This window comes from Dictyoglomus sp. SSW, assembly GCF_055181335.1.
This window is the reverse complement of sequence record NZ_CM143705.1, coordinates 638,992-652,911: the sequence shown is the minus strand read 5'-3', so window position 1 is coordinate 652,911 and position 13,920 is coordinate 638,992. Positions and strand designations below refer to the sequence as shown.

At 32.9% G+C, this 13,920-nt stretch carries 12 protein-coding genes; 3 read left to right on the top strand and 9 right to left on the bottom strand.

Features of this window, described 5'->3' with window-relative positions:
- Positions 1 to 20: 20 nt before the first annotated feature.
- Positions 21 to 695, top strand: coding sequence for an ABC transporter permease (locus ACY3JM_RS03065; protein ID WP_463111687.1), 675 nt, complete (start codon positions 21 to 23; stop codon positions 693 to 695).
- On the top strand, positions 692 to 1,273 hold the full coding sequence (locus ACY3JM_RS03060; protein ID WP_463111686.1) for an ATP-binding cassette domain-containing protein: 582 nt from the start codon (positions 692 to 694) through the stop codon (positions 1,271 to 1,273). The genes ACY3JM_RS03065 and ACY3JM_RS03060 overlap by 4 nt, the downstream gene beginning before the upstream one ends.
- On the opposite strand, the gene ACY3JM_RS03055 is transcribed toward ACY3JM_RS03060, so the two are convergent.
- Genes ACY3JM_RS03055 through ACY3JM_RS03030 form a run of 6 tightly spaced genes read right to left on the bottom strand, consistent with a single transcriptional unit; the run spans position 1,260 to position 9,016 of the window.
- Complete coding sequence (locus tag ACY3JM_RS03055; RefSeq protein WP_463082655.1) at positions 1,260 to 1,913, bottom strand: redox-sensing transcriptional repressor Rex; 654 nt, start codon at positions 1,911 to 1,913, stop codon at positions 1,260 to 1,262. The genes ACY3JM_RS03060 and ACY3JM_RS03055 overlap by 14 nt on opposite strands.
- Positions 1,897 to 3,873, bottom strand: coding sequence for a [Fe-Fe] hydrogenase large subunit C-terminal domain-containing protein (locus ACY3JM_RS03050; RefSeq protein WP_463082656.1), 1,977 nt, complete (start codon positions 3,871 to 3,873; stop codon positions 1,897 to 1,899). Before ACY3JM_RS03050 ends, ACY3JM_RS03055 begins: the two co-directional genes overlap by 17 nt.
- 15 nt (positions 3,874 to 3,888) lie before the next feature.
- Positions 3,889 to 5,763: an NADH-ubiquinone oxidoreductase-F iron-sulfur binding region domain-containing protein gene (locus ACY3JM_RS03045; protein WP_463111685.1), complete on the bottom strand. Its 1,875-nt coding sequence runs from the start codon at positions 5,761 to 5,763 to the stop codon at positions 3,889 to 3,891.
- Positions 5,756 to 6,241, bottom strand: a complete 486-nt coding sequence (gene nuoE / locus ACY3JM_RS03040) for an NADH-quinone oxidoreductase subunit NuoE (RefSeq protein WP_463082658.1) — start codon at positions 6,239 to 6,241, stop codon at positions 5,756 to 5,758. The genes ACY3JM_RS03045 and nuoE overlap by 8 nt, the downstream gene beginning before the upstream one ends.
- A 14-nt stretch (positions 6,242 to 6,255) precedes the next feature.
- Positions 6,256 to 7,395, bottom strand: a complete 1,140-nt coding sequence (locus ACY3JM_RS03035) for a SpoIIE family protein phosphatase (RefSeq protein ID WP_463111684.1) — start codon at positions 7,393 to 7,395, stop codon at positions 6,256 to 6,258.
- On the bottom strand, positions 7,382 to 9,016 hold the full coding sequence (locus tag ACY3JM_RS03030; protein WP_463111683.1) for a [Fe-Fe] hydrogenase large subunit C-terminal domain-containing protein: 1,635 nt from the start codon (positions 9,014 to 9,016) through the stop codon (positions 7,382 to 7,384). Before ACY3JM_RS03030 ends, ACY3JM_RS03035 begins: the two co-directional genes overlap by 14 nt.
- 297 nt (positions 9,017 to 9,313) lie before the next feature.
- On the opposite strand from ACY3JM_RS03030, the gene ACY3JM_RS03025 reads away from it, so the two are divergent.
- Positions 9,314 to 9,901, top strand: a complete 588-nt coding sequence (locus ACY3JM_RS03025; RefSeq protein WP_463082661.1) for a carbohydrate binding domain-containing protein — start codon at positions 9,314 to 9,316, stop codon at positions 9,899 to 9,901.
- A 38-nt stretch (positions 9,902 to 9,939) separates the two neighbouring features.
- On the opposite strand, the gene ACY3JM_RS03020 is transcribed toward ACY3JM_RS03025, so the two are convergent.
- The 3 genes from ACY3JM_RS03020 to ACY3JM_RS03010 are packed head-to-tail and all read right to left on the bottom strand — an operon-like array spanning position 9,940 to position 13,627.
- Positions 9,940 to 10,932: an aldo/keto reductase gene (locus ACY3JM_RS03020; protein WP_463111682.1), complete on the bottom strand. Its 993-nt coding sequence runs from the start codon at positions 10,930 to 10,932 to the stop codon at positions 9,940 to 9,942.
- Between the two features lie 21 nt (positions 10,933 to 10,953).
- Positions 10,954 to 12,264: a TldD/PmbA family protein gene (locus tag ACY3JM_RS03015; protein ID WP_463111681.1), complete on the bottom strand. Its 1,311-nt coding sequence runs from the start codon at positions 12,262 to 12,264 to the stop codon at positions 10,954 to 10,956.
- A gap of 1 nt (position 12,265) precedes the next feature.
- Positions 12,266 to 13,627, bottom strand: a complete 1,362-nt coding sequence (locus ACY3JM_RS03010) for a TldD/PmbA family protein (RefSeq protein WP_463111680.1) — start codon at positions 13,625 to 13,627, stop codon at positions 12,266 to 12,268.
- Positions 13,628 to 13,920: the final 293 nt, after the last annotated feature.

Genomic DNA, 13,920 nt, shown 5'->3' with positions numbered 1-13,920 from the left:
TTTTTATATTTTGGTACCTTATGGGGTTAAGGGTGAATTCCCCTGCCATATTCCCTTATCCCCATAAGGTAATCTTAAAGACCATTTCTTTACTTAGTGACACAGAATTTTTATACCACCTCAGTTTAACTATTATTAGATCATTAGTAGGCCTCTTTTTAGCCTTCTTTATAGGATTTATATTAGGAAACATAAAAAATAAAAAATTCTATGTGGGAATAAGGAATATAATAGATATTTTTCAGAGTAATCCTTTAATTATATGGATTACCTTAGCCTTACTATGGTTTGGTTTTGGAAGCAGAACTGTCATTTTTACTACCTTCATTATGCTATTTCCTAATCTTTATCTTCCTGTCTATCATGCTATTAAAAATGTCCCTACTGAATATATAGAACTTTTCAAAATATATCCCATCTCTAAAAAGGATTATATTACCAAATTCCTAATTCCTTATATTAAACCATTTATACTTCCAGTATTAGCAAATTCAACCATTTCATCCTTCAAAATATCAGCCATGTCTGAATTTTTTGCTACTAATAATGGAATAGGCTTTCTCTTAAGCTATGCAAAAACCTTTCTCAATACTGAATATATCTATGCCATATCTATATATCTCTTTATTATAAGTAAACTCTTAGAATACATATTTAGAAAAATGAATATCTTAAAGGAGGATCTTAAATCGTGACTGCAATTAATATTATAAACCTGAAAAAAAGTTTTGATGACAAAAAAGTATTAAATGGAATATTTTTGAAAGTAGAAGAAGGAGAAAAAATTGTAATCAAAGGCCCAAATGGCTGTGGTAAAACCACTCTTCTTAAAATTATTGCAGGCCTAATAAAACCTGATGAAGGTATTGTAGAAATAGGACCAGGCATTAAAATATCCTTTATGTTTCAAAATCCTATCTTTTTGCCCTGGTTAAATATGGAAGAGAATCTTAATTTAACTTGTAAAGATTCAGTAAAATTAAAAGAACTTATAGATTATTTTAAATTGAAAAATTACCTGAATCTATTTCCTCACCAACTTAGTGGAGGTTACCTGCAGATATTTTCTTTTGTAAGGACTCTTACTATTCCCCATAATTTATTACTCCTTGATGAACCCTTCAAATCTCTGGATATAAATCTGAAAGAAAAAGCTAAAGCCTTTCTTAAATATCATTTAGATAATAATAAAAAAACGACCCTCCTGATGGTTAGCCACCAGGAGGATAGAGAAGATAAAGAGATCGCAGATAAAATATTTAATCTTTTTTGATTTTTCGCTCTTTAACTTCTAACATGTGTTTTAAAGATAAAAGTCCAGAGGTTATATCCTCATTTCTCACAATTACATCCTCAGGTACCTTTATAAAAGTGGGTGCAAAATTCCAGATAGCCTTTATTCCATTCTCTACCAAAATATTGGCTACCTCTTGAGCAGATTCTTTAGGTACACACATTACACCTATCTCTACATTAAACTTTTTTATGACTCTTTCTAAATAATCCATAGGAAGAACTACTAAATCTCCAATTCTCTTTCCAATTTTATTGGGATCATTATCAAAGATACCAACAATTTCAATATTATAGTTAGCAAATCCGGGATAGTTTGTAATAGCAGTACCTAAATTTCCCGCTCCAACGATTATAACCTTAGTTGATTTTCCAATACCAAATAACCGATTTAATTCCTCCAGCAGATCCTTTACATTATAACCTACCTTAGGCTTCCCTTTGTACTCAAGATATGATAAATCTTTTCTTACTTGCTCTGGAAGAATGCCAAGTCTTTCTCCTATCTCTTCAGAAGAAATATATTCTTTTTTCTCCTCAGAAAGAAGTCTATGATATAATTTAAGCCTCTCTAAAGTAGCTTTTGGAAACATTATGAATTCTTTATTCTCCTTTAACATACCTTTTTAACATCTCCTTTATCTTATCAGTATTAGCCTCACTAATAAGTATATCATTTATCATAACATTGGGAGATTTGTCACAATTTTCTGTACAGAAAGTACCCACAACTTCAACATTTTTTGCCCAATCTTCTTTTCTTACCATTTCTATAAGATCAGAAAGAATTTTATATGACCCTTTCATATAACAAGAAGTCCCAAGACAAACCCTAACCTTTATTTTTTCTTCGTCAGGCAAAGGAAGAGTTAAGATTTCAATATCTTCTTCAGGAACTCTTCGTTTAGGCGAATAAGTGGTATGCAATAGACGATGAGTTTCGTGGCTTAAAGGATGCTTTAAGTATTTATTATATAGATCCATAAGGTATGGATTTTCTTGAGGAGTTTTTATTGGATTTACACTTACCATATCCTTTAGAATCTTAGCTCTATTTTTTCTTACTATAGTATCATTAGGATAAGGTTGTCCACCTCCACCTATACATCCATAACCACAAGCCATAACCTCTATAATATCTACTTGTAAAATTCCATCCTTTATATCTTTCATAACCTTTTTAGCATTACCTAAGTTAAATACTGCCATAGCCTTTACTTCCTTACCATCTCCAAGAGTTATATTGAAAAGTCTTATCCCCTTTTCTATTTCTTCCTCTTTGAATTCCTTAATCTTAACCTTATCATTTATTACAGAGAGTACAGTACCTAATACTCCTCCTGTTTTGCCAAAATCAAGTCCTCCCTGAGAATATAAATTAAAGGGCTTATCAAAGGCTTCAGGATTAAAATTCGATAATTTTATACCACTTGCTTTTATCATCTGTATAAGTTCCTTAGTTGTTAAAACCACATCCACTATTCCATTATGTTCCGGTCTTTCTGCTTCATACTTCTTAGCTGTACATGGCATGATGGATACTAAAAATATATCTTCTTTGGGTACCCCGATCTCCTTAGAGTATATCTCTTTTATAACAGTACCCAAGGCTTGTTGTGGGGATTTAACTGTTGATAAGTTATCTATATAGGCTGGAAAAAACTCTTCCACATATTTTGCCCATGCAGGACAGCAAGATGTAAGCTGAGGAAGTCTTTCTCCCTTCTCTAATCTATCTAAGAATTCGTGTGCCTCTTCATAGGCTACAAGATCAGCCCCAAAAGGTACTTCAAAAACCTTTACAAAACCTAACATCTTTAAAAATGAACTTACCCTTCCTGCTACAAAGAGATCTTTTTCCATTCCAAATTCTTCCTGAATAGCTGTCCTAACAGCAGGTGCCATCATACCAATTACAACTTTCTTCTTATTCTTTAATGCATTATAAACCTTATCTATGTCGTTCCTTACATAAAGAGCTCCTGTAGGACAATATGCGACACATTGACCACAATAAACACATTCAACATCTGCCAAACTATGTTCAAAGGCTGGTGTAACTTTTGATACAAAACCCCTTCCCGCAATATCTATGGCGGCAACCCCTTGAAGTTCTTCACAAACTCTAACACAGTCTCCACAAAGTATACATTTGGTATTATCCCTTACTACAGGAGAGAGCTTATCTACACCACCATCTTTTCTTACATTATCAAACCTTATTTCTCTTATACCAAAGGCTTCTGCATACTCTTGGAGTTTACAGCTTCCATTTCTTTCACATGTGGTACAATCTCTATTATGGGATGCCAAAAGAAGTTCTAATATACCTTTTCTTACCTCATATATTTCGGGAGTATTAGTTCTTATTATCATTCCTTCTTCTGGCTTTAAGTTACAAGATGTGACAATATTCTTCCCATTTACCTCCACTAAGCAAAGTCTGCAGGCCCCATAAATAGATGCTTCTGATAAATAACATAGATTAGGTATCTCAATGCCCACCTTCTTTAGAGCTTCAAGAAGGTTTCTCTCATTATCTCCTATTATTACTTCCCTTCCATCCACATATATCTTCATAATTATCTGCCTCCTTTATCTGATCTCTATAGCTTTAAATTTACATTTTTCAAAACAAAGTCCACACTTTACACATTTATCTTGATCAATTGAATAAGGCCTCCCTCTCTCTCCAGAAATAGCCCCCTGAGGACAAGATCTAGCACAAAGTCCACAACCCTTACATAGCTCCGGATTAATAACATATTTCTTAAGGGCAGTACACATTCCACTAAGACATATTCCTTCAATGTGAGAAACATATTCATTTCTAAATAATCTTAAAGTACTTAGGATAGGGTTTGGAGCAGTTTGTCCAAGCCCACATGCAGAGGCTGTCTTTATAAGATTAGCAAGAAATTCTAAATTTTCCAAATCTTGCCATGTACCCTTTCCTTGGGTAAACCTTTCAAGTATTCTATATGATTGCATCAATCCTTCTCTACACGGAATACATTTTCCACAAGATTCTCTCTTTGTAAAATCAAGGAAAAATCTTGCTACTTCTACCATACATGTCTTTTTAGAAAGTACTACAATACCACCAGAACCTACCATAGCACCAGCAGATTTTAAAGAATCATAATCTAAAGGAAGGTCTAAATAAGCATCTGATAGGCAAGCTCCAGATGGCCCTCCTATTTGTACTGCCTTAAACTCTTCACCCTCAGACAATCCCCCACATATATCAAAAAGAATCTGTCTTAATGTAGTGCCAAATTCCACCTCAATAATACCAGTAAGTTTCACAGGTCCAGTTACAGAGAACATTTTAGTCCCAGGAGAATTAGGCACTCCTCTTTTTCTATAATTTTCTACCCCATCTCTTATAATCTTTGGAACATTGGCGTAAGTTTCTACATTGTTAATAAGAGTAGGATATCCCCAAAGCCCAGTTTGAGCAGGATACGGAGGCCTTGGTCTTGGCACTCCTCTTTTCCCTTCAATAGAGGCTAATAGAGCTGTTTCTTCTCCACATACAAAAGCTCCAGCCCCTTCTTTTATCTCTATATCAAAAGAAAAATCTGTACCAAGAATATTATCTCCAATTAACCCCAATTTTTTAGCATCCTCTATTGCCTTTCTAAACATAGAAACCGCTACTGGATATTCAGCCCTAATATAAGCATAACCTTTTTGAGCCCCTATAGTGTATGCTGCAATAAGCATTCCTTCTAATACCGCATGAGGATCTCTTTCAAGTAGAGTTCTATTCATGAATGCACCTGGATCTCCCTCATCTCCATTACACACCACAAATTTTTTATCTCCCTTACTATTTTTTGTTATTTCCCATTTAACTCCCGTAGGAAAACCTGCTCCTCCTCTTCCACGAAGACCAGAAGCCTTGATCATCTGCACTACTTTATCTGGACTTTCTTCTTTTAATACTTTTAAGAAAGAAAGATACCCTCCTCTACCCATATAGTCATTTATGTTATCGCATTCACACTTTCCTATTTCTTCCATAATATAGAAGGATTGGGCCTTGAAAAATTTTGCATCCTCAAGACTAAATACCTTTTCAGAAGTAGCAGGATCAGTAAAAAGGAGTCTTTCAACTGTCCTACCCTTTAATATAGTTTCCTCAAATATTTCTTTTACATCTTCTGGTGTTACTTTTGAATAGAAATATCCATAAGGCATTACAATTACCCAAGGTCCATCAGAACATCTCCCACAGCATCCTGTTCTTTTAACATAAGATTCATCCCCCTCCAATTTTTGGAGTTTGGCATTAATATTGTTCTTTTCAAAAAGTTCTTTTAATGCAGAAAAAATTTTTAAAGCTCCTTTTGCTGCACAACCTGTACCTACACATACAAATACATTGAGACTTTCTAATCTTTTCTTTCTTTCTATTTTTTGCTGTTCAATATAATTTAAAGCCTCATCAATTGTCCTAAGCATTTTCCCTCTCCCTTTCTTTCAAATTTCTTATTATCTCTTTAACCTTTTCATGAGTAAGATTTCCGAAAACTTCTTCATTAATAACCATAGCAGGAGCAAGAGCACAAGCTCCTAAGCATCCTACCTGATCAAGACTAAACAAAAGATCTTCTGTAACCTCTCCAGGTCCAATACCTGTCTCTTCCTTTATTGCTTCTATCAACGATGTGGAACCTGCCATATGACATGCCGTACCATCACACACCAAGATGGTATATTTACCTTTTGGTTTTAAGGAGAACTGAGAATAAAAAGTAGCAACACCATATATTTTTGCAGGTGGTATATCAAGGGCTACACCAATATAATTGACCACATCTTCTGGTATATATCTATATTCTTTTTGTACATCCAAAAGAATTTTTATAAGATTGTCTTTGCGATACTCATGCTTTTTAAGAATCTCCTCTACTTTTGCAAAATTTCTTTTTAGTTTCATAAAAACCCTCCTAATTAGTAGTATTCAATACTTACAATCTTTCCTTTACTTTGCAAAATTTCTGCTATATCTTGAACAACTCTAACTTTTAATGATAAGTCATAACTAAATAAAGGATTTTGATAAGCAGGATTTATAGCTCCTCCCACTAAAAAATGTACGCTATCAGCCTTTTCCAATAAATCTATAATTAAACTGGCACCATAGCCCACATCTCTAATCTGCCCCGATAGATATCTGAAAACTTGCGTTAAAGTAATAATACCCTCTGTAACAAGATCAATTCCTTCCATATAACCTATAGGAGGAGAATTCTCAGATATAGTTTTTAAATCCAATCTCACCTCCTTACCAGTAATTTTGCTAACCACTTGAGCAGTAGAACCCCCACATATAATCTTATTTCCTTGTAAACTTAAAAATCTTTCTACTACTTCTTTATCACGATTAGGATCAGATGGAGGACCTACCATGATATTTACTTTACTGAATACTCTAAAATATAAGGCTGCCGCTAAAGCATCATCTCCCTTGATTCCCTTATCTAATCTCTTTGCTTTATCTATAAGGTGATAAACTATCTCTTTAGAAGACAATCTATAATGCATCAGATTTAAGATTTCTCGCTTTATATTATCAATTCCAAAACCCAAAGGATATAATTTAGTACCTAATCCAGCCTGAGAAATACCGTCTGTCATAATAAATAGGACATCTCCCTCTTGCGGATGAAGGGTGCTTTCAAATATTTCTCTTCCTTCTATCAAAACCTTCTTTTTAGAAAGCTCAAAGAAAATACCATTTCTAACAAAAAGTACTACAGGGAATTCATATTCAGCTATATAGAGTTGATTAGTATCAGCTCTATACAATGTACTGCAAAAATTGGCATAGCTTATTCCTCTCACTTTACATTTTGGAAGTGTTGCTAAAATACTTCTCACAACATCATCCAATCCCATATCATTAAAAAGCATAGTTGTTGCCATTGATGCAGTTAATGTGGAAAGAATACTTGCTTTTATTCCACTACCGAGACCATCAGAAACGGTAACAGCAACCCTATCTTCACCTTTTTTTATTTTTATAGTGTCTCCACAAACCTCTTCTCCTTCTTTATTTTTAAAGGCATAAGAAATATCACAGGTCAGCATTTTCTTTTTTCAAAAACTCCTTAAATTTAGCAAAATAACTTTTAGTCTCTGCTATAGATTCACCAAGAAGACTAGCAATTTCTTGAGCAAGAAGCATTTGTCTGTTAATTACTTCTTCGATCTTCTCCATACTTTCCTTTTTAAGGAGGTTTAATTCTTCTTCCTTTTCCTTTTCACCTGTAATATCAATAAGTAAAGATACCTTTCCTGACTGATCAGGAAGTATAAAAGTTTTTATAAAGAAAACATATCTCTTATCATCAATTAATATTTCTAATGGATTTTTACCCGATTCGATCTCCTCAAGGACGTAATCTAAAAGAGGTGATTTATCCTCAAAGAATTTCTCCCCAAATGGATTTAGATAAAGTAAAGTGTTATCTTTATATATAATTACAATACTCGGAAAATTTTCTATAATAGCATTACTTACAGAGCTTACTTTATCTAAAAGATAGGTAATACACATCTCCTTTTCAGCTTTCCCCAAAATAACTGCTATAGCCTTATCCCTACATGTAGCATATCCACAAGCCCCACAATTGAGTTCCTTCTTAGGATTATCCTTCCCCATCTCTCTTAAAACTGCCTTTATCTTTTCCTCAGGAATATCTATAACTTTCTTTTGGGGTTCAAATCTCTTTCTTATATTTAAGTCTATATCTTCCCAATTAATTACCTCTCCTTCTAAACTTTTCATCTTTTCAGTATAAGATATGATCCTTCTTCTCTTTTCCAAAAGAGTTAGATCTTTCCTAATAGCAGGTCCATTAATACACCCACCAAAACAGGCTGATGCCTCCACAAAAAATCCTTCTCCATAATTATTAATCTTCTCAAAAAGCCTAATAATGTTATCTACTCCCTCAACCACTAAATGATTCTCCCAATTACCATCAAGAGTTGAATTAATACCCCCACTTATTGGATATATTCGGGCTCTTTCAGGGAATGGAGCATTAGGAAATGATTCTTCAAAAGAATCTATATCAATATTATTTTTCTTAATAAAAATATCTAATTCTTCAAAAGTTAATATAAGATCCACATAATTTTCCCCATCTTTCTTTTTTGCTATACAAGGCCCTAAATATATCACAGGAAAATCGCCAAAATACTTTTTCATATATAGAGCATGTACATTCATGGGAGATAAGAAGGGTAAAAGATAAGGTATAACCTCAGGATAATATTTCTCTGCTAATTCGTATACTACAGGACAGGCTGTACTTATAGAAGTTTTACCTTTTCTTAAATTGACATATTTTTTATAGTAAAAGGAAACCATATCCGCACCTAAGGAAGTCTCTTGTATATATGTTGCTCCTAATTTCCTTAAAAAGGTAATAACTTTAAAAGGTTGATCAAAATGGGCAAAGAATGATGGAGCTATGGATATAAGAAAAGGTTTATCAATATATTTTTCTAAATCTTCTACATCAGTTCTATAGATCCTGGCATGTTGTGGACATATCTCAATACATGTACCACAGTATACACAATCATCATCTATAACTGATGATTTACCTTTATTAAACCTTATGGCTTTTACAGGACAATTCCTGAGACATTTATAACAATATTGACAATTGATCTCTTGTGTTAAGATAAGCTTATCCATATTCTACTCCTATATTGTTCATTTTTTAACGTTATTTTTTTCACAATATATTTTATTAACCTCGAAAATCTATGTCAAATTAAAAAAATATTAAGGGTTTTTAATTGTTATTAGTTACACTTTAAATTTTATAAATAACACAATTAATCAATAACTTGATAAGAGAGGAGAAAAGTATTATACTATGTACAAATTAAAAGCTTAAGAGGAAAGGGAGGTGTAAAAGAAAAGAGAAAATTTTTATTTTTTTTAAACTCCTTTGTAACCTTTTACATTTTTTAAAAGGGGGTTTATACTATGAAAAAGTTTTATGTGCTATTACTAATTTTAGCTTTTACTTTATTTGTTGCTGGATGTGCAGGTGCCCCGACAACATCAAAAGAGACTGAACAAGCAGTTACTGAAGTAAAGACCCCAGAAGGTACAGCAAAAGTTGTAAATGTAACAAAATTAGGCATCTTTGATGAATCTATCACGTTTTCTACACCATCTAATTGGTATATTGTGGTACAAGGAACAGCAGAAGTAGAAGAATATGGTGCTAAAAATGGAGTATTTTATGTAAAGATCAAGAATCCCGGCGATGCTTTCTGGCATATACAATTTGGAAGTCATGTACCACTCTCTGCTAATAAGAAGTATAAAATTACTTTTGAAGCAAAGGCCGATAATCCGAGAGATCTACAGATAAGAGCTATTCAAGATCAAACATGGGAAATAGTAGAACAAAAAGTTTTTGACCTTACCACTGAGATGCAAAAGTTTGAATGGGAATTTACCCCCAAAAAAGATGCCCACATAATAGTTTTTGATATGGGCAAAATAAGTGAAAAAAGTATTGCAACTACAATTTATCTGGATAACGTAGAATTAGAAGAAAATTAAAAGTAAAAGGGGGGAGGGAAATATATTTCCTCCCCCTTTTATCCCTTTAATATTTCATCTATCTTTCTTAATTCATCATCAGAAAAATCTAAATTCTTTATACTATTAACATTTTCTTCTATCTGAGACGGTTTACTTGCACCTATGATAACAGAAGTTACTACCTTTTTTCTTAGCACCCATGCTAAGGCAAGTTGAGCAACACTTTGTCCTCTTTCTTTGGCTATCTCTGAAAGTTTTTTAACCTTTTCAATCCTTTCAGGAGTAATATCACTTTCTTTTAAAAACACACCTGATTTTTTAACCCTCGAGTCATCAGGAATACCCCATAAGTATTTTTCAGTAAGAAGTCCTTGTGCCAATGGAGAAAAAATAGTAGCCCCTATTCCCAGGTCTTCCATTACAGGAAACAATTTTTCCTCTGGATATCTAAAGAACATGTTATACAAAATCTGATTCACAATTATCTTTACTCCCATTTTTGAAAGGGTTTCATAAGCTAATTTTGTTTCTTCAGGTCCATAATTTGATATGCCTACATAAAGAGCTTTGCCCTGTCTTACAATTTGATAAAGAGCCTCCATAGTCTCTTCTATAGGTGTCTCTGGATCTGGTCTGTGATGATAAAAAATGTCTATGTAATCTAAATTCATTCTCTTTAAACTTTGATCAAGACTTGCTATAAGATACTTTTTACTTCCCCAATCTCCATATGGTCCATCCCACATCTTATATCCAGCCTTTGTGGAAATCACAACTTCATCTCTATAACCTTTTAGATCAATTTTTAAAATTCTTCCAAAATTTTCTTCTGCAGATCCAGGAGGTGGCCCATAGTTATTAGCAAGATCAAAATGGGTAATACCAAGATCAAAAGCCTTCTTTACCATCTCTCTCATATTTTCAAAAGAATCATTATAACCAAAATTATGCCAGAAACCCAAAGATATCACAGGTAATTTTAAACCACTCTTTCCGCACCTTCTATAAATCATATTCTCATATCTACTTGGATTTGCTAAGTAAATCATAAAATACCCCCATTAAAATTACTATTTTATCGCCACACTTACATTATCAAAGAGAACTGATGGAAAAACTCCCATGCTGTATACATATGCCCTGTTTTCTATACCTACCACATTTTTCATAACCTCATAAATATTTCCAGCTACCATAGAATCTTTCACATGTCCTACAATCTCTCCATTTTCTACATATAATCCAGGAGAAAGTCCGATAGAGAAATCTCCATTAGGGATATTTCCGCTATGGGCACCTAAAGCTCCTGCCACTATAATGCCTTTATCTATTAATCTTATAAGATCGTAGAAGTTTTTATCTCCTGTTTGCATATAGAGATGCTCTAAAGAAGGAGATGGCCTTACTCTTATACTTTCTTGTCCCCAGTCTCCTGCTCTATAACCATGTCCTGTAGAATTTGTATTCATCTTTCCAGCATAATAAAGATCATAATAGAAGTTTCTCAGAATTCCATTTTCAACAATAGGCAATACTTTACATTCAACTCCTTCATCATCAAAGCTTCTTGCATTTGGTAAAAGATCATTCAAAGGATCATCATATATGGTTATTGAAGTATCAAAGATTAGCTCTCCAATTTTTCCTAATAAAGGCGTAGTTTTTTCATAGACATTCTTACCATTAGTAGCAAAAATTAGTCTCCACATTAGCACATACATGGTACTTGGTAAGAATAATACCTTCATTTTTCCACCCTTGGGTCTTACCTCTTTTTTAGAACTATTGTATAAAAAGGCAATATAATCAATGTCTTCTTGAGAAAATTCTCTAAACTTTTTATCTACAACTAACCTAACTATAGCAGAGTAGGAGCCTGGATACATAGCTTCTGCATGACAATAATATACAGAAGTCTTAACAGAATAATCTACTCCTTTGCTATTCAATATCCTTAAATTTGTAACTGCTTTATGAAGACCTACATTTATCTGAGTACCAGTTTTATGAGATAATATCTCAGAAATTCTTTTTCCTTCCTCCACCATCTGAGTATTTGTAAGGTTTTCTATCTCTGGATCATAAGTATTCAAACTTTTAATACCTTTTCTTTCTGGAAAATGGAACTCTACTTTTACATCTCCCTTTAAAGAGTGGATTGCATTTTGTATAAGGAGTTCTGGATCTATGAGATTTTTTGTATAAGAAAAACCCAATTTTCCATCTTTTATAATTCTAAGAGATATTCCTGATTGCATACTACTTTCTATATCTTTTAAACTACCATTTTCAAAAGATATATTTGAAACAGAATAATCTATATAATATATTTCCACCTCATCTGTATATTTTTTAGTCATATCCATCAATCTATCTAACATTTTATACACCTCCTATGACCACATTATTAACAAGAATATGGGGACCACCATGACAAGATCTTATATTTAATTGGCCTTTTCCACATCCTCCAACTTCTCCAAGCTCAAAATCATTACCCACTCCCACAATGTCCTTTAAGGTTTGATATAGATTACCTGAAATATTAATATCTCTTATCATCTTCCCTATCTTTCCATTTTTTACTTCAAAGCCATATTGAGCTCCAAAAGTAAAGTTTTCTCCAGAAGTTTGGCCACCTTTTGCATCCAGAATATAAAGACCATCTCCTAACTTTTCCAGTAGCTCTTCAAAGGTCATATCCTTAGGCTCTATAAATATATTTCCCATCCTTACTATAGGAGCATATCTATAATCTTCTGCCACACAATGTCCTGTTACAGGTTCACCAAATTCAGCAGAAGTCCTTCTTGAATGAAGTCTTCCTGAAAGAATACCATCTTTCAAAAGATATGTCCTCCTTGCCCTTACTCCCTCATCATCATATTTATAAAAACCTAATTGTCCTGGCATGGTAGGATCATCAATTATGGTTAAGATATCATTTCCAAGCTTAGCTCCAATCTTCATTTTTTCTCTCATAGATGGATTATCCTCTATAAGATCTGCTTCTGAAAAATGCCCAAAAGCTTCGTGAGTAAAAACCCCTGCCATATCAGGATTAAGAATCACATTGTATACACCTGCTTTTACAGGCTCGGCCTTTAAAAGATCAAGTACAATCTTTGTTTTCTTCTCAAAAACATCCTCCCTATTTCTTAGTTTATGAAATCCTGTACTTCCACCTATTCCTACCCTTACATTCTGTACAAGAGACCCTTCAAAACTTATCAAGGAACCTCTTATTTCACATGTAATAAGATCTTCTCTTATCTCTGTTCCTTCAGAACTAACAAAATATTTCTCCCTTATTACCTCCCAATAATGAAGATTTGTAGTTATATTATCAAACTTCAAAGGAATTTCATTATAGTGCTTTAAAAGTTCTAATTTTTCATCTATAGATATCTTTCTTGGATCTTCATCAAGAGGTGGAATAAAAATATCTTTAATTACTTCAACCTCTGCCAATTTAACTTTTTTCTTTGAATTCTTTGAAATTAAAATAGCATTCTCTAAGGCAATTTTTAAAGCCTTTTCAGCATCTTCCAACTTTGTAAAAGCAATAGAGGAAAATCCTCCATCTTTCAATACTCTTACTACATACCCATCACCAGAATTTTCTCCGAGTTGATATATCTCCCTCTTATTCATAACAATCTTTGTTTCCCACACCTTCTCATATCTTATATCCACATAATCTGCTGAAACTTTTGAAATAATCCCCCTTAGCATATCAAACATTCACTTTTCCCTCCTTTTTTCTTGAAAAATTATCTTCAAACCTATTCTTAAAGAGTATATCAGACTTATAAATAAAAAACATTAAAATCTTAAAATTTTTTCTTATTTATCTTATTTATATTGACACAAAAATTCCAAGTTTTCTCAATATATTAATTAATTTTTAAAAATTTTAATCATAAGAAAATTAGCTGATGTATTAAATTTCATTTCCAACTACAGAAAATTTTTCCTTAAATTCTTTAAAATTCATGTTTGAAGATTATTAAGAGATTTAATAAACTTTTATAAAA